This window comes from Undibacterium sp. WLX3042, assembly GCF_049544825.1.
Taxonomy (GTDB): domain Bacteria; phylum Pseudomonadota; class Gammaproteobacteria; order Burkholderiales; family Burkholderiaceae_D; genus Undibacterium.
This window is the reverse complement of record NZ_CP186698.1, coordinates 3,312,766-3,334,826: the sequence shown is the minus strand read 5'-3', so window position 1 is coordinate 3,334,826 and position 22,061 is coordinate 3,312,766. Positions and strand designations below refer to the sequence as shown.

At 51.3% G+C, this 22,061-nt stretch carries 16 protein-coding genes; 9 read left to right on the top strand and 7 right to left on the bottom strand.

The genetic code is table 11. The annotated features are described in order from the left end of the window. Window positions 1–73: 73 nt before the first annotated feature. Window positions 74–1,015 carry a CysB family HTH-type transcriptional regulator gene (locus ACPAOP_RS15050; RefSeq protein ID WP_423708550.1) on the bottom strand — a complete coding sequence of 314 codons (942 nt, stop codon included), beginning with the start codon at window positions 1,013–1,015 and terminating at the stop codon, window positions 74–76. Between the two features lie 198 nt (window positions 1,016–1,213). Between ACPAOP_RS15050 and ACPAOP_RS15045 the strand changes: the two genes are divergently transcribed. Beyond that, window positions 1,214–3,391, top strand: a complete 2,178-nt coding sequence (locus ACPAOP_RS15045; protein ID WP_423708549.1) for a patatin-like phospholipase family protein — start codon at window positions 1,214–1,216, stop codon at window positions 3,389–3,391. 114 nt (window positions 3,392–3,505) lie between these two features. On the opposite strand, the gene ACPAOP_RS15040 is transcribed toward ACPAOP_RS15045, so the two are convergent. Then, the gene (locus ACPAOP_RS15040) at window positions 3,506–4,495 is read right to left on the bottom strand and encodes a fumarylacetoacetate hydrolase family protein (RefSeq protein WP_423679944.1); all 990 of its coding nucleotides are present in this window, start codon (window positions 4,493–4,495) and stop codon (window positions 3,506–3,508) included. A gap of 192 nt (window positions 4,496–4,687) precedes the next feature. Here ACPAOP_RS15040 and ACPAOP_RS15035 point away from each other — a divergent pair, with 192 nt between their 5' ends. Further along, window positions 4,688–6,529 carry a DUF885 domain-containing protein gene (locus ACPAOP_RS15035; protein ID WP_423708548.1) on the top strand — a complete coding sequence of 614 codons (1,842 nt, stop codon included), beginning with the start codon at window positions 4,688–4,690 and terminating at the stop codon, window positions 6,527–6,529. Window positions 6,530–6,795: 266 nt separating this feature from the next. Beyond that, the gene (locus ACPAOP_RS15030; RefSeq protein ID WP_423679942.1) at window positions 6,796–7,677 is read left to right on the top strand and encodes an HDOD domain-containing protein; all 882 of its coding nucleotides are present in this window, start codon (window positions 6,796–6,798) and stop codon (window positions 7,675–7,677) included. A gap of 82 nt (window positions 7,678–7,759) precedes the next feature. Here the strand turns inward: ACPAOP_RS15030 and ACPAOP_RS15025 are convergent, their stop codons facing one another. The 5 genes from ACPAOP_RS15025 to prpB form a co-directional block, all read right to left on the bottom strand. Further along, a complete protein-coding gene (locus ACPAOP_RS15025) occupies window positions 7,760–9,655 on the bottom strand; it encodes a propionate--CoA ligase (protein ID WP_423708547.1) in 1,896 nt (631 codons plus the stop codon). 331 nt (window positions 9,656–9,986) lie between these two features. Next, entirely contained in the window at window positions 9,987–11,177 is a 1,191-nt protein-coding gene (prpF, locus tag ACPAOP_RS15020) for a 2-methylaconitate cis-trans isomerase PrpF (protein ID WP_423708546.1), read from the bottom strand. Window positions 11,178–11,243: 66 nt separating this feature from the next. Further along, on the bottom strand, window positions 11,244–13,835 hold the full coding sequence (acnD, locus tag ACPAOP_RS15015; protein ID WP_423708545.1) for a Fe/S-dependent 2-methylisocitrate dehydratase AcnD: 2,592 nt from the start codon (window positions 13,833–13,835) through the stop codon (window positions 11,244–11,246). Between the two features lie 133 nt (window positions 13,836–13,968). After that, the gene (gene prpC / locus ACPAOP_RS15010) at window positions 13,969–15,117 is read right to left on the bottom strand and encodes a bifunctional 2-methylcitrate synthase/citrate synthase (protein WP_212678618.1); all 1,149 of its coding nucleotides are present in this window, start codon (window positions 15,115–15,117) and stop codon (window positions 13,969–13,971) included. Window positions 15,118–15,267: 150 nt separating this feature from the next. Then, the gene (prpB, locus tag ACPAOP_RS15005) at window positions 15,268–16,158 is read right to left on the bottom strand and encodes a methylisocitrate lyase (RefSeq protein ID WP_186883795.1); all 891 of its coding nucleotides are present in this window, start codon (window positions 16,156–16,158) and stop codon (window positions 15,268–15,270) included. A gap of 219 nt (window positions 16,159–16,377) precedes the next feature. Here prpB and prpR point away from each other — a divergent pair, with 219 nt between their 5' ends. The 6 genes from prpR (at window position 16,378) to ACPAOP_RS14975 (ending at window position 22,048) form a co-directional block, all read left to right on the top strand. Continuing rightward, window positions 16,378–18,027 (top strand): propionate catabolism operon regulatory protein PrpR, encoded by a 1,650-nt coding sequence (prpR, locus tag ACPAOP_RS15000; protein ID WP_423679938.1) that lies wholly within the window; start codon window positions 16,378–16,380, stop codon window positions 18,025–18,027. A gap of 104 nt (window positions 18,028–18,131) precedes the next feature. After that, window positions 18,132–18,494, top strand: a complete 363-nt coding sequence (locus tag ACPAOP_RS14995) for a response regulator transcription factor (RefSeq protein ID WP_423679937.1) — start codon at window positions 18,132–18,134, stop codon at window positions 18,492–18,494. Further along, complete coding sequence (locus ACPAOP_RS14990) at window positions 18,494–19,105, top strand: chemotaxis protein CheX (protein WP_423708544.1); 612 nt, start codon at window positions 18,494–18,496, stop codon at window positions 19,103–19,105. The genes ACPAOP_RS14995 and ACPAOP_RS14990 overlap by 1 nt, the downstream gene beginning before the upstream one ends. Further along, window positions 19,105–20,124 (top strand): diguanylate cyclase, encoded by a 1,020-nt coding sequence (locus ACPAOP_RS14985; protein WP_423679935.1) that lies wholly within the window; start codon window positions 19,105–19,107, stop codon window positions 20,122–20,124. The genes ACPAOP_RS14990 and ACPAOP_RS14985 overlap by 1 nt, the downstream gene beginning before the upstream one ends. 137 nt (window positions 20,125–20,261) lie before the next feature. Next, window positions 20,262–21,170 (top strand): putative selenate ABC transporter substrate-binding protein, encoded by a 909-nt coding sequence (locus tag ACPAOP_RS14980; protein WP_423708543.1) that lies wholly within the window; start codon window positions 20,262–20,264, stop codon window positions 21,168–21,170. Beyond that, a complete protein-coding gene (locus tag ACPAOP_RS14975; protein WP_423679932.1) occupies window positions 21,170–22,048 on the top strand; it encodes a phosphonate ABC transporter ATP-binding protein in 879 nt (292 codons plus the stop codon). The genes ACPAOP_RS14980 and ACPAOP_RS14975 overlap by 1 nt, the downstream gene beginning before the upstream one ends. Window positions 22,049–22,061 lie beyond the last annotated feature (13 nt).

Sequence of the window (22,061 nt, the reverse complement as noted above, 5' to 3'; positions counted from 1 at the left end):
AATTTATTCAAAGACCCGCTCCACTTCACCGGATTTTCTTTGCAACGCCTGATCGCAAAGAATTGTACGGTGATCACAAGTCGTAATTATCCTTATTACCTTGCAAAACACTATCCACCATCTTGCGCGTCAGCGTCGGGTTCAGTAATTCAATAAAGGTGTAAATATAGCTGCGCAAATACGCCCCCTGCTTGATCGCGACCCGCGATACATTCATGCCGAACAAATGGCCGACAGGAATTGCCCGTAAATGCTTGTCACGCTCAGCATCAAAAGCCATACCGGCAATGATGCCGATGCCCATGCCAAGTTCGACATAAGTCTTAATCACGTCAGCATCAATTGCTTCCAGTAACACATCAGGCTTTAAATCCCGCAACTGAAATGCGTGGTCAATTTTGCTGCGTCCCGCGAATGCAGAATCGTAAGTGACGAGCGGATAATGAGCGATTTCTTCCAGTGTCACATTCTTCAGTTTTAACAAAGGATGTTCGGGGGGGACGATCACCACATGCTCCCATTGATAGCAAGGCAAAGAAATCAGGCCGTCAAAGCCAGCGATAGACTCCGTTGCAATCACCAGATCTGCCTGATCACGCATGACCATTTCGGCGATCTGCTTGGGATTCCCCTGCAGCAGAGATAAGCGAACCTTTGGATACTTTTGCATAAACGCCTGCACCACCTTAGGCAAAGCATAACGAGCCTGCGTGTGCGTCGTGGCGATGGTAAAGCTGCCGCTGTCCTGCGCCGCATATTCCTTGCCTATGCGCTTGAGACCATCGATCTCTTGCATGATCAATTCTACCGATTTCAGCACCGCCCGACCGGGCTCAGTCAAACCACGTATCCGCTTGCCATGGCGGGTAAATATATCAACCCCCAACTCTTCTTCCAACTCGATAATTGCCTTTGAAACACCTGGTTGCGAAGTAAACAAAGCTTTCGCCGCCTCAGTCAGATTATAATTCTGCCTGACGGCTTCTCGTACAAAACGTAATTGATGTAAGTTCATGGGGAGCGCTAAATAGTTGGCTTATGCTTTTAACTTAAAAAAAGCTAAGTTGATATACTTCCAGCAGTATATAGAGACCAAGACAAGAATTCCATGCTCAATCGACTTTCATTTAGTTGGAAACTGCTTTTTATCAGTTTACTTTCCTGGTTCAGCCTCGTTTTAAGCACACCACATGCACATGCCGAAAGCACGACTGTGCAATCCCTGCAAACCAAGGCACCTAAAATCTGCCTGGTATTGTCCGGAGGCGGTGCCCGCGGTTTTGCCCACATCGGCGTATTGAAACAACTCGAAGCAATGCATATCCCCATTGACTGTATCGCGGGAACCAGCATGGGCGCGGTGGTCGGCGGACTGTATGCAGCAGGCTTGCCTGCGACAGAAATCGAAAAAAGGCTGTCAAGCCTGAAACTGAATGACATCGCACTGGACCGCGTCGATCGTCGCCTGCTGCCGCAGTCAGTGCGCGAAGAGGACGAGCAATACCCGCTCGGCGCCACGCTCGGGCTGAGCGCGAATGGCGTGAAGCTACCAGCAGGAGTCGTACAGGCGACGCAGTTTCAGGAGCTGTTACAAAACTGGACTGCACACCTTCCGCCGGATATCAACTTTGACAACCTGCCGATTCCATTCAGAGCAGTCGCAACTGACCTCGAAACGGGAAAAATGATCGTCTTCAACAAAGGCTCACTGCACAAAGCAGTGCGTGCCAGCATGGCTGCGCCCGGCGTCTTTGCACCGATAGAAATCGATGGAAAATTATTATCCGACGGCGGTCTGGTTCGCAACCTGCCGGTCGATATCGCACGCGATATGGGTGCAGATATCATCATTGCAGTAAATATCGGAACACCATTAATGCCCAGAGATCAGTTGCAAACCTTATTCAAGGTCAGCCAGCAAATGGTGAATATTCTGACCGAACAAAATGTTAACGTACAAAAAGGTCTGCTCCGTCCAAAAGACATTCTGATTGAACCCCAATTGGGCAATATCGGTTTCATGAATTTTGACCGTTCAAAAGAAGCCACGGCCATCGGAGAGAAAGCAACACAGAATATCGCCATCAAACTTGCCGCGCTGCAGCTACCAGATCATCTGCATACCGCAACCCAGCAACTGCGTCTGAATCCGCAACTTCCCCCGCTACGCATAGGATTTGTTGACATTGAAACCAATGGCGCGATCCCTGAGAGCGACATCCGGCGTCAGTTATCGATCAAAGTCGGTACGATGTACGATGCCGAAGAAATTAATCGCAAGCTCGCCATTCTGAACAATGCGCGTGAATTTGACAGCATCAACCACGAACTCGTCCAGCGTGGCGATGAATACGGCATACGCATCAACGCCACAGGGAGAAACTGGGGGCCACACTTCCTGCGTTTCGGTCTCAGTCTTTCCAGTGGCTTTGAAGGCGCTGGCGGCTACCGGTTGCAAGTAGGACATCGTCGCCCCTGGCTGACCACAGGTGGTCTTGAATGGCGAAATGACCTTGAATTCGGTAATGTGATCAAACTGCACACCGAATTGCGCCAGCCTCTTTTTGAACGCGAAGGCATGTATGTCTCACCCTATCTTGCCTACAACGAAAATACGCTGAACTATTATAAAGACGATGTCAGACTCGCAGAATATACCTTGCGCTCGGAAAAAGCCGGCGTCGATCTTGCCTTCCGTATCGGTGAACAAAGCGTTCTGGGCGAAGCGCGAGTGGGCGTGAATTTCAACAGTTACAGCGTCCGTCCCAAACTCGGCGGCATCATCATCAATAACCAGGATGGCAGTCAGTCAAACGGCAGCCTTCCCAGCGCTGACTTACAACAGGTGGGCATCAAAACCAGCGTCATCATTGATCAGCTCAGCGACCCAAGCTTTCCACGTGAAGGCTACAAATTTGACAGTAGTCTGTTCCTTGGACTGAACAGTCCTAAGAAAACTTATCAGGAGCTGAACCTGAATGCAATATGGGCGAAGAGTGTCAACAACCATAGCGTCAATCTGAAACTCAGTGGTGCGGGTTTATTCCAGAACGATGCACAAATCCGGGGAATAGGTTCTATGCTGGGAGGTTTTCAGAAACTTTCCGCCTACCAGCCCGACCAGTTCAGCGGCAACTACATGCTGTATGGCAGCGCCACGTATTTATTACGTGCAGTGAATTTTGAAATGGCGGGGCAAAGCCTGTTTCTCGGTACCTCGTTAGAAGCCGGCAACACTTGGAATACCAGCAAAGAAATATCCGCGTCTTCTTTACGCAAAAGCATGAGTCTGTTCGCCGGATTTAACAGCTTCATCGGCCCTATCTACCTCGGCTTCGCATTCGGGCAGAATGGTGCAAGAAATATTTTCTTTCAGTTGGGCAGGCAATAATGAAAAGCTGCGATGCTATACGGCATCGCAGCTTTTTTATTCGAGAAAGTGTATTAAAACAGATGGGGCAAGTATACTGGCCAGGCAGTTCTTACTCAATAAACACGCGGCACATCAGACTCCGTCCGCCTCAACAACACTCTGCTCAATCGCACCAAAAATTGATTTTCCATTCTTATCCAGCATCTCGATTTTAATGCTGTCACCATACTGCATGAATGGCGTTACAGGCTCACCGGTTGCAATCATTTCCAGTGCACGCTTTTCCGCGATACAGCTATAACCCTTCGCAGCATCTTTATTCGATACGGTTCCCGAACCAACGATGGAACCGGCTCTCACATTTCGTGTTTTACACAAATGGGTAATCAATTGAGGGAAAGAAAACACCATATCCACACCCGCGTTCGGCTGGCCGACCAAATTACCATTCCAACTAGATCTCAGCGGCAAATGCACCTTCCCGTCTTTCCATGCCTCACCTAGTTCATCGGGCGTTACGGCTACCGGAGAAAAACTGGTTGCAGGCTTAGACTGTAAAAAACCGAATCCTTTTGCCAGTTCAGCCGGAATCAGATTCCGCAGAGAGACGTCGTTCACCAGCATCAGTAAGCGTATCGCTTCACCTGCATGCTGCACTTTCACGCCCATAGATACATCGCCGGTAATCACGGCGATTTCACTTTCAAAATCGATACCCCATTCCGCAGAACGGACCACGATGTCATCGCAAGGTCCGATAAAATCGTCGCTGCCGCCCTGATACATCAGGGGATCATGCCAGAAACTGTCGGGCATCTCGGCATTTCTGGCTTTACGCACCAGCTCAACATGATTCACGTAGGATGAGCCGTCAGCCCATTGAAACGCACGCGGCAAAGGTGCCATACAACGTTGCGGTTCAAAGTCAAAACTATTCACCGCCCTGCCTGCATTTAATCTGTCATACAACTCACCGAGCTGTGGAGCAATGAAATTCCAGTCATCCAGAGCGCGTTGCAAAGTCGGAGCAATACCATCTGCAATACAGGCCGTTTTTAAATCCCTGGCCACGACCATTAATTGCCCGTCGCGCGATCCATCTTTAAGAGTAGCAAGCTTCATCAACATTCCTGAGTTAATTCGGTTAAGCCTGATTTTACCTGAAGAAATTTCAGAGAAATCGCTCAGTACGTCAATGGTAATAAATTGCTCGGAGCAACAACGACTGCTGACATAAAATAGCGGCCAGATCTGCCAGCCGGAATACCCCGCTCAAAAAACACGCTGGTCAATACTATTTCAGGATATCGTCACATGTTGCTACCCCGTTCCATCTCTTTATCTGTGCTTGCTCTCAGCATCTGCTGCCTCGGCAGCGGCATACCACTGGCGTTTGCGGAGCATCTGCCATCTTCCGCGACAACAAGGTCTTATCCGGCATCTTCAGTGAATGCAGCAAAAAAACTGGCTGCACTGGCGGAACTTTATTATGAAACCCAGGCCGAATTTGAACCGATCACCGCCACCTATAACGGCGACAGCCGCTACGATGACAAACTGCCGCAGACATTGAATCCGGCAATCAAAGCGAAACAAATAGCCCGGTTGCGACAGATATCGAAGGCTCTGTCAGCGATCCCGCGCAAAACGCTGAGTACACAAGATCAGGTCACTTATGACTGTCTGCAATTTGAGATCGATGCAGCCATACGTATGTCGAAATTTGACGACAGGCTGATGCCCGTGAATCAGATGGATAGCGTGCCACTGACGCTGGCGCATTTCGCCAGCGGACAAAGTGCGCAATTATTAAAGTCCGTTGCGCAATACAATAATTACCTGAACCGTCTCCGGCAATTACCCGATTGGTTAAAACAGGCAAAGATCAATATGCGTGAAGGTATGCGCCGCAAAATCGTGCTGCCAAAAGCACTGGTGATTTCTATGCTGCCGCAGTATGAACAACTGGTAACGGAGCAGGCAGCTGAGCATCCGTATTTTCTGCCAGTCAAAAATTTTCCGGCTGAATTTACCGAAGCGGACAAAGTCCGCCTGAGCAACGACTATCAGACCGTGATACAGACACAAGTACTGCCAGCGCTGCGCCGCTTTCATCAGTTCCTGAAAGACGAGTATTTACCGGTAAGCCGTGACAGTACAGGCTGGAGCGCGTTACCTGGCGGGGCTGAATGGTATCAGGCATGGGTCGAAGATCAGACCACGACCCGCCTCACACCGGAACAAATCCACGCAACCGGTCTGCGGGAGGTTGCCCGTATCCAGCGTGAATACGCAATACTGGGACCAAAACTCGGTTATCAGGGCAAACCTGAATCTCTGCCTGAATGGATGGAAGCACAGACAAACTATCGCCCGTTCAAAACAGAAACAGAAGTGCTGGACGCCTATAGAGCGATTGATACCGTTGTCAGACAAAAACTGCCGGAGTTCTTTGAAAAGACCCCAAAAGCATCGCTGGAAATTCGCCCCGAACCTGAAATCAGCCGTGCGACCGCATCTGATCACTATACGGCACCGGCGATTGACGGCTCTCGCCCGGGTGTATTCTGGGCAGTCATTAATAAGCCTGAAGATTACGCAACGACCGGAATGAAAACTTTATTCCTGCACGAGGGACAACCGGGTCACCATTTTCATCTCGCGACCTTACAAGAACTCGATGTACCGAAATTCCGCAAGGTCGGTGGAAATAATGCCTATACAGAGGGATGGGCGCTCTACGCAGAAACCCTGGGACGGGAAATGGGTTTATTTGACAATGACCCGGCCGCATATTACGGCCACCTCAGCGATGAAATGCTGCGTGCAACCAGACTGGTAGTCGATACCGGCATGCATGCCAAAGGCTGGACGCGGGAACAGGGAATTCAATACCTGCAGCAAACGCTGGGTTACAGCGAGGCGGTCTCGCGCCAGTGTATAGAGCGCTACATGGCATGGCCGGGGCAGGCATTAGGATATAAGATAGGCTCACTCAAAATCATGGAGTTACGCCAGAAAGCCCAGGCTGAACTGGGCGATCGTTTTAATTTGCGGGGTTTCCATAACGTTGTATTGAGCGATGGTACGTTGCCGCTGTCCTTACTTGAAACAAAGGTATTGATGTGGATTAATAATCAGAAGCAAGTGAAATAAAAAATGAAATAAACGAAGAAACATTTACGTATTTTTACAGAAGCTTGATTGACCTTCAGTGTCAAGTCGAGCAGAATGAGGCAATGATATTCATTGCCTCAGAACTTCCTTATCAGAATTAACATTTACAATGTAATGCATGGTATCTGAGGCTTGGCCATAGCAACGGTGACAGAAGTAGTAAGCCGGGCTTTCTTTCTCCGGTGGTGTTGCAGGCAAACGCAAACCGGAAACATCAGCGAAGTTTAACCATTATGACCTCTGCGATGAACAGATCAACAGCGCTTAAATACATTGTTGAACAAGCAAACACCGGCGACCTGGTATTCCCGACAAATATCGCCGCGTCCGTTAAAATTCAACAAGCGATCAGAGACCCCGAATGTTCAGCAGATCTCGCTGCCCGACTGGTGCTGAATGAGCCCTTGCTCGCAGCACGTGTGGTTGCAACGGCGAACTCAGCAGCTTATAGCAGGGGTAACGTCGTCAATAACGTGAAAGCAGCGATCAACCGGTTGGGATTCAGCACCCTGAATGCGATCGTCGCATCGATTGTAGTACGTCAGTTGGCAGGAAGCAGCAAAGATAAACGCATACAGAGCATGGTCAGTACGCTGTGGGAACATTCTGCTCAGGTTGCCGCACTGTCACGCGTCATTGCACGCAAAATAACGAAAGTGGATCCGGACACCGCGATGTTCGCTGGCATCGTGCATGAAGTCGGTAATTTCTATCTGTTATCCCGCGCTGAAGAATTCCCGTCTTTACTCGAAATCGAATACCCGATCATAGAAACAACGGAAAAATCAGTTTCCGAAGATCCTCTGGATGAAGAAGAAGGCGATTCCAACGAAGCCATCATCGGTCGCGCGGTAATCCACACTCTGCAACTGCCACCAACCGTGGTAGAGGCACTGGAGGCATTGTGGTTTGGTCTGCGGGCAATGCCGCCTGAAACGCTGGGCGACACCATTTTACTGGCGAATGAGCTGGCCAGAACGAAGTCTCCTTTTGACTACAATTCTTATGCTGAAGCCGGACAGTTCGCCTCCGAAATTGATTTTGTGGTCGGTGACGGCACGCTCAACAGCATACTGGAAGAATCTGATGAAGAGGTCAGCAGTCTGACATCGGCATTATTGGTGTAATACTGACACAAAGATAAGGACACAAAGTAAAAAAGAGGTGGATAAAACTATCCACCTCTTTTTTTATGCAGAGAATATCCGATTAACCCTGATGAGCGACGACATCCTTAATTTGCGCCAGTGAATGAGGATCTTCTATCGTTGTGAGGTCACCCGCATCCCTGCCCTCGCAAATCGCCTGGATAGAACGACGCAGTAATTTACCGGAACGGGTTTTCGGCAACACACCGACGAAATATACCCGGGACGGTCTGGCAACCGCACCAAGTTGTTTATCTACAACAGCCATCACCTCCGCTTCCAGTGCGTGTTTTTGCTCCGGTGTGCTTGCGGCTTCCGGATGCTTCAGTGTCGCAAAGGCGACAGCCACCTGCCCTTTGAGTTTATCTTCAACACCGACCACGGCAACTTCAGAAATCTGCGGATGACTGGAAATGCTCTCCTCGATTTCACGCGTACCAAGGCGATGACCAGCGACATTAATCACATCGTCGGTACGTCCGAGAATGAAGTAATAACCATCCTCGTCTTTGATGCCCCAGTCAAACGTCGAATACAGCTGTTCATGCGCAAAATTTGTCCAATAGGTACTGACAAAACGCTGATCGTCGCCATACACCGTTTGCATACAACCCGGCGGCAAAGGACCGCGAATCGCCACGACACCTTTTTCATTCGGGCCACATTCAGCGCCCGTCATTTCATTGATGATCTGAACGTTGTAACCGTACATCGCAACACCGGGGCTACCCAGCCGGGTCGGGGTATTTTCAATGGCACGGGCAACCGACAGAATCGGCCAGCCGGTTTCAGTCTGCCAGTAATTATCGATGATCGGCACACCAAGCTCAGTTGCGATCCAGCTTGACGTGGTTTCATCCAGTGGTTCACCCGCCAGATAGAGTGCCTTTAACGATGATAAATCGTATTTCTTCATCAGCTCAGGCGGATGTTTTTTCAGCACACGGATCGCGGTCGGTGCAGAAAACATGCGCGCCACTTTATATTTTTCAACGATGCTCCACCAGATACCGGCATCGGGGCGGATTGGCGTACCTTCGTACATAATCGTTGCCATACCGGCAATCAGCGGGCCATAGACGATGTAAGAGTGTCCGACTACCCAACCGATATCGGATGTCGCAAAGTAGGTTTCACCGGCATTACCGCAATAAATATGCTTCATCGATGCCGCCAGTGCCACCGCATAACCACCGACATCGCGCTGCACACCTTTCGGCTTACCTGTGGTGCCGGACGTATACAACACATACGACATCTCGTTCGATTCGAGCCAGGTTACCGGCACCTGTGCCTGCATATGTTGTGCGCGCAATGCCGCGTAATCGACATCACGCCCCGCCACCAGCGTCATTGCATCAAGACCGCGATTCACAATCAGCACATGCGCTGGTTTATGTTCAGCCAACTCAATTGCATCATTCAACAAAGGTTTATACGGCACTGCCTTGCCGCCGCGCATACCAGCATCAGCAGAAACAACCAGCACCGGCTTGGCGTCGTCAATGCGGGTAGCCAGACTTTTCGAGGCAAAACCACCGAATACCACTGAATGCACAGCACCGATACGGGCGCAGGCCAGCATCGCAAACGCGGCCTCAGCAATCATCGGCATATAAATCAGGACACGGTCACCGCGCTGCACACCGAGCGACAGCATGATGGCGGCCATACGTTGCACTTCCTGATGCAACTCAGCAAAGCTATACACTTTTTCCGTATTGGTTTCGGTGGAAATCGCAATCAGTGCGGCTTTATCCGGCTGCGTCGCGGCCCAGCGATCGACTGCGTTATAGCAAAGATTCGTTTCACCACCGACAAACCATTTGGTAAACGGTGCTTTGCTGGTATCAAGTACCTGCTGATAAGGTTTATGCCAGTCGATCAATTTAGCCTGATCATCCCAGAACGTGGCTGGATTTTGTATCGACTGCTGATAAAACTCTGCGTATGACATAGTCTCTCCTGTTTTTTATTGTGTTGCTTCCCGGGTCAGGGAAATGCGAATGAATCTGTAAGTTTTATGTAAGCGACCAAGAAAAAACGCGACCGTTTAAGCGGTCGCGTCTGATAAATTTTTGCGTTATTTCCGAGCATAAATGGCGATACGAATGCGGACACTCGCCTGTTCTTTGCATTATCCCCGTCAACCACGGCTGATCAGCTCCGGCGCAGGAAAAAGCTGACCGCAACAGCCCATGACAGCTCTCGTTGCTAAGGAGATTCGTCATGACAAAACGGCGATAAGTGCGGTGAATACGGTCAGCTTGCATAAATGACAGATAAAATCAGAAGGTGTCGCCGGGAATACGTACCCAGCCTTCCATCAATACACGTGCACTGCGGCTCATGATGGCTTTTTTCACTGTCCATTCGCCATTTTCCTGTTTGGCTTCGGCGCCAACCCGCAAAGTGCCGGAAGGATGTCCGAAGCGCACCGCGGTACGCTCACCACCACCTGCCGCCAGATTGACAAGTGTGCCGGGAATCGCTGCCGCAGTGCCGATCGCCACTGCTGCCGTACCCATCATCGCGTGATGCAGCTTCCCCATCGACAAAGCGCGTACCAGCAAATCAATGTCTGCGGCGTTCACTTGCTTACCACTCGACGACACATACGACTGTGGTTTGGCGACAAACGCCACCTTAGGCGTATGCTGACGCTGTACGGCTTCATCAATATGACTGATCAAGCCCATGCGGACTGCACCGTAAGCACGAATCGTCTCGAACTTAGCGAGTGCCGCAGCGTCACTGTTGATAGCGTCTTGCAACTCAGTACCGGTATAACCTATCGCTTCGGCGTTCACAAATATCGTCGGAATACCGGCATTGATCATCGTCGCTTTCAGTGTGCCGACGCCGGGAACCTCCAGATCATCAACCAGATTGCCGGTCGGGAACATGGAGCCGCCCGCACCTTCTTCATCGGCTGCAGGGTCCATAAATTCAAGTTGCACTTCCGCAGCTGGAAAGGTCACGCCATCCAGTTCAAAATCACCGGTTTCCTGTACTTCCCCATTCGTGATCGGTACATGGGCGATGATGGTTTTACTGATATTTGCCTGCCAGATACGCACTACCGCGATGCCGTTTTGTGGTACACGGCTCGCATCCACCAGACCGGCGCTGATCGCGAAGGAACCGACTGCCGCCGACAGATTGCCGCAATTGCCGCTCCAGTCAACGAAAGCTTTATCAATCGAGACCTGACCGAACAGGTAGTCAACATCATGATCCGCCTTGCTGCTTTTCGACAGAATCACGGTCTTACTGGTACTGGATGTTGCACCACCCATACCGTCGATTTGTTTACCGTAAGGATCTGGGCTGCCGATCACGCGCAACAGAATCGCGTCACGCGCCGCACTGGGCACCTGCGCCGCCGGCGGCAAATCCTGCAAACGGAAAAACACGCCTTTGCTGGTACCGCCACGGATATACGTCGCAGGAATTTTAATTTGAGCTGGATGAGCCATCATTCTCTTCTGTACTTGGTTTCAGGTTCCCTCTCCCGCTTTCGGGAGAGGGACTTATTTCATCACTTACACTTTCTTCGTCGATTCCAAAAAGTCTTGAGCAAAACGCTGCAATACGCCACCGGCCTCATAAATCGAGACTTCTTCTGCGGTATCCAAGCGGCAAGTCACCGGCACCTCGACACGTTCACCATTCTTGCGATGGATAATCAGCGTCAGTGTGGCACGTGGAGTACGTTCGCCAACCACATCAAAGGTTTCACTTCCGTCGATATTCAGTGTCAGACGGTTCACGCCAGGTTTAAATTCCAGCGGCAAAACGCCCATACCGACCAGATTCGTGCGGTGGATACGCTCAAAGCCTTCGGCAACAATCGCTTCCACGCCCGCCAGACGCACACCTTTGGCAGCCCAGTCACGCGAAGAACCCTGACCGTAATCCGCGCCAGCAATGATGATCAATGGTTGCTTGCGTTCCATGTAGGTTTCAATCGCTTCCCACATGCGGGTCACTTTGCCTTCCGGCTCGATACGTGCCAGCGAACCGGCTTTCACTTTGCCATCGACCTGCACCATTTCATTTTTCAAGGTCGGGTTCGCAAAGGTCGCGCGCTGCGCTGTCAGATGATCGCCGCGATGGGTTGCGTAGGAATTGAAGTCCTCTTCCGGCAAACCCATTTTTGCCAGGTAAGCACCAGCGGCGCTGTCGAGCATAATCGCGTTCGATGGTGACAAATGATCTGTCGTAATGTTGTCGCCTAAAACTGCCAGAGGACGCATGCCTGTCATCGTGCGTGGCGCAGCGAGTGCACCCTCCCAGTACGGTGGACGGCGGATATACGTACTTTGCGGACGCCAGTCATACAACGGGCTGACCTTCTCACCGTTGTCGGCCTGAATCGCAAACATAGGCTCGTACACCTGACGGAACATTTCCGGTTTGACGCTGGATTTCACAATCGCATCAATTTCTTCATCGGTAGGCCAGATGTCTTTCAAACGGATTTCTTTGCCATCCACAACAGCCAGCACATCTTTTTCAATATCAAAACGGATGGTACCGGCAATCGCATACGCAACCACCAACGGTGGCGATGCGAGGAAAGCCTGTTTTGCATACGGGTGAATACGACCGTCAAAATTACGGTTACCAGACAACACCGCTGTCGCGTATAAATCACGATCAATAATTTCTTGCTGGATCACAGGATCAAGCGCACCGGACATACCGTTGCAAGACGTGCAGGCATAGGCTACGACGCCGAAGCCCAGTTTTTCCAGATCATCCATCAGACCGGCTTCTTCCAGATACAGCGTGACAGCTTTCGAGCCTGGCGCTAAAGAAGATTTCACCCATGGCTTACGTGTCAGTCCCAGCTTATTCGCATTGCGTGCCAGCAGCGCTGCAGCAATCACATTACGCGGATTACTGGTGTTGGTGCAGCTGGTAATCGCCGCGATAATCACGGCGCCATCCGGCATTTGTCCTGGAACATTTTCCCATTTTGCAGCAATGCCTTTGGCAGCCAGATCCGTTGTCGCAACACGTGCATGCGGATTCGAAGGACCAGCCATATTACGCACGACACTGGACAAATCGAATGTCAATACGCGTTCATACTCAGCATTGATCAGACTGTCCGCCCACAGACCGGCGGCTTTCGCATAAGTCTCAACCAGTTTCACCTGTTCATCACTGCGGCCTGTCAGTTTCAGATAATCAATGGTTTGCTGATCAATTGCGAACATCGCCGCTGTTGCACCATATTCCGGCGCCATATTCGAAATCGTTGCACGGTCACCGAGCGTCAGCGCAGCAGCGCCAGCGCCGTAGAACTCAAGGTAAGCGCCGACCACTTTTTGTTTGCGCAGGAATTCAGTCAATGCCAGCACCACGTCAGTCGCAGTGATGCCTGGTTGCGGACGACCTGTGAGTTCCACGCCGATGATGTCCGGCAGACGCATCCACGATGCACGACCAAGCATAACGTTTTCTGCTTCCAGACCACCAACACCAATCGCGATCACTCCCAGCGCATCAACGTGCGGCGTATGGCTGTCGGTACCGACCAGCGTATCAGGAAACGCCACGCCATCTTTCGCATGAATCACCGGTGACATGCGTTCCAGATTGATCTGATGCATGATGCCGTTACCCGGTGGGATCACATCGACATTTTTGAAGGCTTTTTTGGTCCAGTTGATGAAATCAAAGCGGTCTTCATTACGACGGTCTTCAATCGCGCGGTTTTTAGCAAACGCGTCAGGATCAAAACCACCGCATTCCACTGCCAGCGAGTGATCGACAATCAGTTGTACCGGCACGACCGGATTGACTTGCGCCGGATCACCGCCCTGATCGGCAATCGCATCACGCAAACCGGCCAGATCGACCAGCGCGGTTTGTCCCAGAATATCGTGACAGACTACACGCGCCGGAAACCATGGAAAATCGAGTTCGCGTTTGCGTTCGATGAATTGCTTCAGCGATTCAGTCAGCGTCGCCGGGTCGCAACGACGCACCAGATTTTCAGCCAGTACGCGTGAAGTGTATGGCAGCTTGTCATAGGCGCCGGGTTGAATTGCATCGACCGCTGCACGAGCGTCGAAAAAATCCAGTTGGGTGCCGGGGAGTGGTTTGCGGTTTGCAGTGTTCATGGCTTATTCAGGAATAATGGATGTTCCGGGAGAGAGACGCGTGGCAATCTCTTGCTGCGTCTTTGCCCTCTTTTCTGCGCTGACGCTGCTTACACATGAGTAAGCAGCGTCAGCGACTCAGACAAATGACAGATTATTTGCGGCTCTTGATCGGCACAAATTTCAAGTCCTCAGGACCGACATAATTTGCGCTAGGACGAATGATCTTGTTATCGATACGCTGTTCTATGATGTGTGCCGCCCAGCCGGATGTGCGGGCGATCACAAACAATGGTGTGAACATCGCTGTTGGCACACCCATCATGTGATACGACACAGCAGAGAACCAGTCCAGATTCGGGAACATTTTTTTGATGTCCCACATCACTGTTTCCAGACGTTCAGCGATGTCGTACATCTTCATAGAGCCCGCATCTTTCGACAGGTTGCGCGCAACTTCTTTGATCACTTTGTTGCGTGGATCAGAGATCGTATAGACAGGGTGACCGAAACCGATCACGACTTCTTTATTTTCAACCCGTTTTTTGATGTCGGCTTCTGCCTCATCCGGATTGTCGTAACGCTTCTGAATTTCAAACGCGACTTCATTCGCGCCGCCGTGTTTAGGACCGCGCAGTGCGCCGATCGCACCGGTAATCGCAGAATACATATCGGAACCGGTACCGGCGATGACACGACCGGTAAATGTTGATGCATTGAATTCATGCTCTGCATACAGAATCAGTGAAGTATGCATCGCTTTTTCCCACAGCTTGCTTGGCTTCTGACCATGCAGCAGATGCAGGAAATGGCCACCGATCGATTCGTCGTCAGTTTCAGTTTCTATGCGTTTACCGTTATGGCTGTAGTGGTACCAGTACAGCAGCATGGAACCCAGCGACGCCATCAGACGATCAGCGATATCGCGTGCGCCCGGTGTGTTGTGGTCATCTTTTTCCGGTAAAACGCAACCGAGTGCGGAAACACCGGTACGCATCACATCCATAGGATGCGAGGATGCTGGCAACCATTCGAGCGCCGCTTTCACATTCGCAGGCAAGCCGCGCAATGCTTTCAATTTTGCTTTGTAGGCATGCAATTCGGCGACGGTCGGCAACTTGCCATGTACCAGCAAATGGGCGATTTCTTCAAACTCGCAGGCATCGGCCACGTCGAGAATATCGTAACCACGGTAATGCAGGTCGTTACCGGTTTTACCCACGGTACACAAAGCGGTATTACCCGCAGTTACGCCAGACAAGGCAACGGATTTCTTTGGTTTGAAAGGAACTGCTTCGGTCATGGTGCTCTCCTGAGATAATTAGATACTCCCCCCAGTATTTTTTAGCGCCCAATGAATCTGCTGAGAATAAGGCGATTATTTAAAAAAACAGGGGGAGTATGTGTTTTTATACGGTTTTAAAATGAATGGAATCCGGTAGAAAATAAGAAATTATTTGTTCTTTTGCTGCGCAAACAAGGCATCCAGTTTTTGCTCGAAATCGTGATAATTGATGCGCTCGTACAATTCCATCCGGGTTTGCATGGTATCGACCACGTTCTTTTGCGAACCGTCGCGGCGAATCGCGGTGTACACATTCTCAGCCGCTTTGTTCATTGCGCGGAATGCGGACAATGGATACAACACGAGACCGACATCGACTGCGGCTAATTCTTCGACGGTGTACAACGGTGTCGCACCGAACTCGGTAATGTTGGCCAGGATCGGTACTTTGACCGCGTTAGCGAATTGTTTGTACATCGCCAGTTCGGTAATCGCTTCAGGGAAAATCATGTCGGCACCCGCTTCAACGCAAGCCTGAGCGCGATCAATCGCGGCTTCCAGACCTTCGACGGCGAGCGCATCGGTACGCGCCATGATCACGAAATTTTCATCAGTACGCGCATCGACTGCGGCTTTGATGCGGTCAACCATTTCCTGCTTGGTGACGATTTCTTTGTTCGGACGATGGCCGCAACGCTTGGCGCCGACCTGATCTTCGATATGCATCGCCGCAGCGCCGAATTTGATCATCGATTTGACTGTGCGTGCCACGTTGAACGCAGATGAACCGAAACCGGTATCCACATCCACCAGCAAAGGCAAATCACACACATCAGTAATACGGCGCACATCGGTCAGCACGTCATCCAGATTGGAAATACCCAGATCAGGCAAACCGAGAGAACCGGCAGCGACACCGCCACCGGACAGATAAATAGCCTTGAAACCAGCGCGTTTGGCCAGCAAAGCATGGTTCGCGTTGATCGCGCCAACCACTTGTAACGGGGATTCTTCTTGCATCGCCTTACGGAAGGCGGCACCTGCGGAGTAGTTGCTCATATCGTTGATGTCTTTCAGGTTAATGAAGTTGCGAGCGTCTATTGCAATCAACATGCCAGCGCGAACCAGCATCGCAACAGCTTAGACTGGGAATGTTAAAAATCAAGGACTTAAGCAGCACAATTTGAGAATAATCAATTGCGTATTTCAGATAAGATGTTTCATAATGATGTTTCATTAAACAAAAAATGAAACACGTTTTTCAGAATTGAAACAAATGTGAAACAACCGCCATTACCGCTGCGTGAAACGCAGGACAAACCCGTTATCTGGACAGTGTCGATTTCCCGCTTGTTCGACATGTTCCGCGACATCATGGTGGAATACGACGCGAATGCCGATATCGTTCCACTGAATATGGGTTTTGAGGAAGCGGTACAGCATATCCGCGAACGTCTGCAAACCGAACGTTGCGATGCCGTCGTCGCCGCCGGCTCCAATGCCGCGTACCTGAAAAATCGCCTGCCAATTCCGGTCGTCACCGCCAAGGCCAGCGGTTTTGACGTGATGCAGGCTTTGGCACGGGCGCGCAAGGTATCGAGCGAAATCGCTCTGATTACCTATCAGGAAACCATGCCCGAACTGGTCGATTTCAAAAATACCTTCGGCTTCAAGATAGAACAGCGCACTTATGTGACCGAAGAAGATGCGCGGGCGCAGATCAGCGAACTCAAGGCCAGCGGCATACAGGCAATCGTCGGCGCCGGCCTGATTACCGATCTGGCGGTCGAAGCGGGTCTGACCGGTATTTTTATGTACTCCGCCACGTCGATTCGTCAGGCTTTTGACGACGCACTTGAAATCGCCCGCCTGACCCGACTGGAGTCACAGCGGGGAAGGCATCATCCGGCCGCTGACGCATTACGTACCAAACACGGCTTAAGCGATCTGCGCGGTGAGTCGGCCGTCATGGAAAGCACCCGCCGCGCGATCAGCTTATTTGCGCGCTCTCCCGCCACAGTGTTGCTGCAAGGCGAAACCGGCACCGGTAAAGAGCTGGCTGCGCAAGCCATACATAGCGAAAGCCCGCGCGCAAGGCAGCCTTTTGTTGCCGTCAATTGCGGTGCGATTGCGGAATCGCTGCTGGAATCAGAATTATTCGGTTACGACGAAGGTGCATTCACCGGCGCGCGGCGCGGTGGTCATGCAGGCTTATTTGAGGCCGCCAATCGCGGCACCTTATTTCTGGATGAAATCGGCGAAATGCCGCTGAACCTGCAAACCCGTCTGCTACGCGTTCTGGAAGAACGCGAAATTGTCAGGGTCGGCGGGGTGCGTCCGGTCGCGGTCGATGTACGCATCATCAGCGCAACCCACTGCGATCTTGAAGCCAGAGTCAGAGAAGGGAAATTCCGCTCAGATCTGTTTTACCGGCTTGCGGTGTTGCGCCTGCAACTGCCACCGCTGCGCGAACGGCAAGCAGACATTATGCCGCTGGCAGAATGGTCCCTGAAACATGCTCTGGCGGCGATGGGCGCCCGCCCCCACCCGAATCTGCATGCAGAAATCAGCAGTTGCACCAGTTTATTTGAAACCTATCCCTGGCCAGGTAATGTCAGGGAGATGCGCAACATGATGGAGCGGCTCGGTCTGTTCCTTGCTGCAGAACCATTACAGGCGCTGAGTCCGGCGTTTGTCGGCAAAATTTTACCGGAACTAGCATCTGGAATCGCGACGAACGAAACAGCTAAAACAATGAGCATCGTTCTCCCGGGGAAAAACCAGTTACCAGATATTCCCGTTGCCAGCGACGAATCGCTGGAAGAAATCATGCAACGGTTCGGCCATCAGCGCGATGCTGTCGCCGCGTATTTAGGTATCAGCAGAACCACCTTATGGCGTAAATTAAAAAATCAGAGTAAAGCGTGAAATCATTCATGCTGAAAGTCAAAGGTGAAAATCATCAGGCCGTAAGGTAAAATGAGTCCCCAAATCCCGATGACTGTCCCACTACCGAATTGCAATGTTGAAATATGAAAAAATTACTGATTGTTGATGATAGTAAAGTCTCGCGCATGGTGATCCGTGCCCACGTGAAAGCAGTTCAACCTGACTGGGAATTCATTGAAGCGGCCTCCGGAGAGGAAGCGATCAGGATGGTAGAGCAACATGCACCAGACTTTTGCACCATGGACATCAACATGCCGGGCATGCTGGGGACCGATGCAGCTGAACAGATACTGCAAGCTCACCCGCACATGCGCATTGCTATTTTCTCTGCGAATGTGCAGGACACCATGCAAACACGCGCGCATGCACTCGGCGCTGTTTTTGTCGCCAAACCAGTCACAGAAAAATCGATTGCCATCGTTATCCATCACTTCACGGGCGCATAATGAACTCTTTAAGCGAACTTCATCTCGATGCATTAAGCGAAGTCTTCAATGTCGGTGCCGGCAGAGCAGCTGCCAGCCTGTCTGAAATCGTTGGTGACGAAGTTCGGCTTTCCGTTCCCTCGGTGGAAATACGCAAATCTTCTGAGCTGGATTTAACTGCGATCTCGCTTGACAGCAACCGTTTTGGTACTGTGCATCAGACCTTCCGCGGCTCATTTCAGGCTGAAGCCTTGCTGTTATTCACCGAAGAACATGCGCTCGAAATCGTGCGCGACATGATGGGCTCACAAATCAGCCTGGAGGACCTTGCCGAATTTGAACAGGAAGCAATGTGTGAACTCGGCAACATCATCCTCAATGCCTGCCTGTCGGCGATGGCGGATATGCTCAACATCCCGCTCGACTGTTCACTACCTGACTACACCGTTGCCACCACCGAAGAAATCTTCAGGCGCGTTGCCAACGATCAAACGCAGCCTTACGTGTTGTTACTGCATATAGATCTTGCCATAGAAAAACGCCGTTCCGAGGGACACCTGATTTTTCTGCTGAGTTCGACATCGCTTGAAAGTCTGATTTTTCAGATAGAACGTTATCTGGGAGAAATCTGATGTCAGCTTCCTTACCGCTGGCGCCGTCCGCAACAGCGGAAATCTTAAAGACCATCAATTTAGGTCTGATTGTTGTCAATGCGCAGCAACACGTCGTACTGTGGAATGGTTGGGTTGAAAAATACAGCGGCGTCAGCGCCGGCGAGGCGCAAGGTCAGCACATCAACTCTGCGTTCGCAGAAGCACCGGCGCGGGCATTTTTGACTGCACTCGGCAATACGCTGAATTACGGCTTACCGGTCGTGTTATCAAACGCCCTGCACCGTTTTCCGCTCGCCTTATTTGAGCAGGCCGACGATGTTGGAGAGAAAAAACGTCTGCATCAGTCGATTACCCTGACGCCGCTGAATGTTGATGGGGAACGCTGGTGCATGGTACAAATTTCAGATTCCAGTGCATCCATCAAGCGTGAAAAAATTCTGCGCTCCCATTCTGAAATGCTGAAAAAAGAAGCGACGACAGACAGCCTGACCGGCATCTACAACCGCCGCTTCTTTGATGAACATTATAAAATCGCCCTGGCCAATGCCGCTCGCCAGCAAACATCGCTGGCCGTCTTCATGATCGATATTGATTTCTTTAAAGATTACAACGATCACTATGGTCATGTCGCAGGTGATAAAGCCTTGGTACAGGTCGCAACCGGACTCAAAAGCCAGTTGGTCAGAGCCAGTGATGCGATTGCGCGCTTTGGCGGTGAAGAATTTATCGTCATCATGCCGGATATGAGCAAAGAAGGCGCCATACAGTTTGCCGAAAAAATCAGAGCCGCCGTGGCCAATCTGGCGATCCGGCATGAGAAATCGCCGATCAGCGAGCACGTCAGTATCAGTATCGGTTACAGCTGCTATTGCAATGCAGATGGCAGCGATCCCGCGCTGTTACTGAAGACAGCCGATGCGGCTCTGTATGCCGCTAAAAACAATGGCCGGAACAAAGCAATTTTTCTGAAACTGCCGCAGTTACCCCAAACGGCTGACAATACGAAACAAGCGCAGAGCAAAAACAGTGCGGCATAAGATTCTTCAGTCCGGCAGTAAGCATCATCAAGTCATCAAAAAGCTAAACGAGCACTAAATAAACAACCAGCGGCAAGCGCAATGACAGCACGGCTGTCATCCTTACCATCCTCGAATCAACCGACACAGAGAGAATCATGTTGCCAACTCATTCCTTACATATTTCCCGCCCTTCGCGCCGTCGCAGTACAGCTTTGCTCGCAGCCGGTTTACTGGGTCTGCTCGGTTTCAGCGGGTTAAGCATGGCGCAGTCGCAAGTTCAGCAAGTATTACGTGTGTCGGCGATTCCGGATGAAGCACCAACCGAATTGCAACGTAAATTCAAACCTCTGGGCGCATATCTGGAAAAGAAAACCGGCATGAAAATCGAATTCATTCCAGTGACCGATTACGCGGCGTCAGTTGAAGGCCTGATCAATAAAAAACTGGATATGGTCTGGTTTGGCGGCTTCACTTTCGTGCAAGCCAAAGTACGCAGTAAAGATCAGGTGATCCCGCTGGTGCAACGTGAAGAGGATGAAAAATTCAAATCCGTTTTCATCACCACCAACAAAGACATACACAAGCTGGAAGACCTGAAAGGAAAGACCTTCACTTTCGGTTCCGAATCGTCGACGTCCGGCCACCTGATGCCGCGCTCTTATTTGCTGGCGGCAAAAATCAATCCGGATACCGATCTGAAGCGCATTGCGTTTTCGGGTGCGCATGATGCGACTGTCGCTGCGGTTTCCGGCGGCAAGGTTGATGCTGGTGCATTAAATATCTCGGTCTGGGACAAACTGGTAGCGCAGAACAAAGTCGATACCAAACAGGTACGCGTGTTTTACACAACACCCGGCTACTTCGATTACAACTGGACAGTCCGCGCCGATATGCCAGCTGATCTGCGCAAGAAAATCACGGATGCCTTCCTGTCTCTGGACGCAAGCAAAGCTGAAGATAAAGAAATTCTGGAGCTGCAACGCGCCAGCCGCTTTATTCCAACCAAAGCGGAAAACTACAAAGCGATTGAAGCTGCGGCACACAATGCCGGATTGTTGAAGTAATGGATAGTTCTCCGCAACCGCAAGTGCTCTTGCGGAGTTTGTCTGTCAGGCATCCGCAAACCGCTGCTACGTCTGGCGGCAAACCTTCATTTGCGCTGCAGGATATCGATCTGCAGATCATGCAAGGCGAGCAGATTGCCATCATCGGCCCGTCCGGCGCTGGCAAAACCACCTTGCTGCATACGCTGGCCTGCGCTTATCAGCCGGCGCAGGGTGAATTAATGTTTCAGGGACAGTCAGTCTGGCAACTGTCGCACACGGCGCGTCACCAGCTGCGCCGCCAGTTATTTCTGGCGCCGCAAACACCGCCCCTGCCTGCGCGTCAGCGTGTCGTCACTTCTGTACTGGCGGGATGTCTGCCGCGCTGGTCTCTGCTGACCGCCCTGCGTAACCTGATCAGACCTGTTGATCCGCGCGCAGCGTTTGGGGCGCTGTCGCGCTTTCATCTGCAACACAAGCTGTATGCGCGCGTCGATAAATTGTCCGGTGGTGAACGTCAGCGTTGCGGCCTTGCCCGTTTGCTGCTGTCAGACGCGCAGCTGTTTGTGGTCGATGAACCGCTGTCAGCACTTGACCCGACACTGGCACAGCAAACGCTGGGGACGCTGCAGCAGGAGGCGCGTGACCGCAATGCCACTCTGATCTGCAGCCTGCATCAGGTCGAACTCGCCCGCAGTCATTTCAGCCGGATTATCGGCTTACGTGACGGCAAAATCCTGTTCGACAGCAAACATGTCAGTGACCAGATGATCGCGGATTTATACAAAAACGCGCAATCGCTTAGCGATTCTGACATGCCGTCTGCAAACACGAATGCAGACGCGCCGGATGTGGCTTTTTCCAGCGCAACAGCAACCGGCCAGGCTCGTTGTTTCTGAATTGTTCTGAGCT

Excerpts from the sequence above, each read along its gene's own strand:
- prpC (WP_212678618.1), bottom strand. The coding sequence starts at position 15,117 with ATGACCGAAGCAGTTCCTTTCAAACCAAAGAAATCCGTTGCCTTGTCT.
- ACPAOP_RS15025 (WP_423708547.1), bottom strand. The coding sequence starts at position 9,655 with ATGTCATACGCAGAGTTTTATCAGCAGTCGATACAAAATCCAGCCACG.
- ACPAOP_RS14985 (WP_423679935.1), top strand. The coding sequence starts at position 19,105 with ATGTCAGCTTCCTTACCGCTGGCGCCGTCCGCAACAGCGGAAATCTTA.
- ACPAOP_RS14995 (WP_423679937.1), top strand. The coding sequence starts at position 18,132 with ATGAAAAAATTACTGATTGTTGATGATAGTAAAGTCTCGCGCATGGTG.
- ACPAOP_RS15030 (WP_423679942.1), top strand. The coding sequence starts at position 6,796 with ATGAACAGATCAACAGCGCTTAAATACATTGTTGAACAAGCAAACACC.
- ACPAOP_RS14990 (WP_423708544.1), top strand. The coding sequence starts at position 18,494 with ATGAACTCTTTAAGCGAACTTCATCTCGATGCATTAAGCGAAGTCTTC.
- ACPAOP_RS15050 (WP_423708550.1), bottom strand. The coding sequence starts at position 1,015 with ATGAACTTACATCAATTACGTTTTGTACGAGAAGCCGTCAGGCAGAAT.
- ACPAOP_RS14975 (WP_423679932.1), top strand. The coding sequence starts at position 21,170 with ATGGATAGTTCTCCGCAACCGCAAGTGCTCTTGCGGAGTTTGTCTGTC.
- acnD (WP_423708545.1), bottom strand. The coding sequence starts at position 13,835 with ATGAACACTGCAAACCGCAAACCACTCCCCGGCACCCAACTGGATTTT.
- prpB (WP_186883795.1), bottom strand. The coding sequence starts at position 16,158 with ATGAGCAACTACTCCGCAGGTGCCGCCTTCCGTAAGGCGATGCAAGAA.
- ACPAOP_RS14980 (WP_423708543.1), top strand. The coding sequence starts at position 20,262 with ATGTTGCCAACTCATTCCTTACATATTTCCCGCCCTTCGCGCCGTCGC.
- prpF (WP_423708546.1), bottom strand. The coding sequence starts at position 11,177 with ATGGCTCATCCAGCTCAAATTAAAATTCCTGCGACGTATATCCGTGGC.
- ACPAOP_RS15035 (WP_423708548.1), top strand. The coding sequence starts at position 4,688 with ATGTTGCTACCCCGTTCCATCTCTTTATCTGTGCTTGCTCTCAGCATC.
- ACPAOP_RS15040 (WP_423679944.1), bottom strand. The coding sequence starts at position 4,495 with ATGAAGCTTGCTACTCTTAAAGATGGATCGCGCGACGGGCAATTAATG.